At 54.0% G+C, this 1,325-nt stretch carries 1 protein-coding gene; it reads left to right on the forward strand.

Annotation, left to right across the window (positions count from 1 at the left end):
• The first annotated feature begins 89 nt into the window (after positions 1 to 89).
• The gene (locus KGA88_RS01895; RefSeq protein WP_110663129.1) at positions 90 to 1,268 is read left to right on the forward strand and encodes an integrase core domain-containing protein; all 1,179 of its coding nucleotides are present in this window, start codon (positions 90 to 92) and stop codon (positions 1,266 to 1,268) included.
• Positions 1,269 to 1,325 lie beyond the last annotated feature (57 nt).

Raw genomic sequence — 1,325 nt, forward strand, 5'->3', positions numbered from 1 at the left:
GGTATGACTCACCCACATAGGTAACAAAACAGTTCAAGCACATAGGTAACAGTCTTTAACTGGCACTGGTCGATTCCGAGGATCTGACCATGCCGTGGCGAGAGCTGAAACCTATGGACCTGAAAGTGATGTTCATTGCCGACTATCTGTCTGGTCGACTCAATTTCAGCCAACTCTGTGCGGCTCACAGCATCAGTCGCAAGACTGGTTACAAGTGGGTGGCCCGCTACAACGCGGACAGCATCAATGGCTTGGTCGAGTGCAGTCGCAAGCGTCACTCCCAGGCTCAGGCCGTGCCGTTTGCGGTCAAGGAGGCCATTCTTGAGCTGCGCGCTCAAGGACAAACCACGCCGGGCCCGAAGAAGATTCAGACAGCTCTGAGTGAGAAGTTTCCCGACCAGCCTCCACCGTCCAAAACCACCATTTACAACGTGCTGAAAAAGGCGGGGCTGGTGACGCCGCGGCGGTTACGGCAGCGTGTTGCAATCTATCCCAAACCGCTTCAGAAGGCCGATCTCCCTAACCAACTCTGGAGCGCCGATTACAAAGGCCAATACCTGACGGGAGACGGCGCCTGGTGTTACCCCCTGACGGTGATGGATCACGCCAGTCGCTTTCTACTGGCGTGTGAAAGCATGCCCAGCACGACGTTCAAGGATGCCAAGGCAACCTTCGAACGGCTGTTCGGGACTTACGGAATGCCTGAGCGGATCCGTACAGACAACGGTGTTCCTTTTGCCAGCAGCGGACGTGCCGGGTTATCGCAGCTGTCCATCTGGTGGGCTCGTCTAGGTATCATTCACGAAAGGATTCAGCCGGGTCGACCAGAGCAAAATGGACGGCATGAGCGCATGCATCGCACACTTAAAAGTACGCTACCAAGGCCGCCGGAGATCGAGTGGGGAGCGCAGCAGAAGCATTTCGATCTGTTCATGCAGCACTACAATTATGAGCGTGTGCATGAGGCGCTCGGGCAGAAAACTCCAGGCTCTTGCTATACCAGTTCCTCACGCCCTTATCCGGAAAAGCTGCCGGAAATGAGATACCCGAGTCATGTTGAAGCCTACCGGGTGGACTCAAATGGTGTGGTTTATAAAGGGCGGCTCAGAATCTACGTGGGTTATGTGCTCAAGCATGAAGTGGTCGGGCTGGAGAGCATAGGCCAAGGCATTTGGGACATTGTTTTTGGGCCGGTGGTGTTAGGTCGCATCGATGAAAAGGATGCAAAGGAAGATTATGTGACGTTAAAGGTGATCAGAAGTAAGTGACCTGGTGTTACCTATGTGACTGAACTCTTCTGTTACCTATGTGGTTGATCCCTTCAC

This window comes from Pseudomonas sp. A-R-19 (assembly GCF_019956575.1).
Classification (GTDB): Bacteria; Pseudomonadota; Gammaproteobacteria; order Pseudomonadales; family Pseudomonadaceae; genus Aquipseudomonas.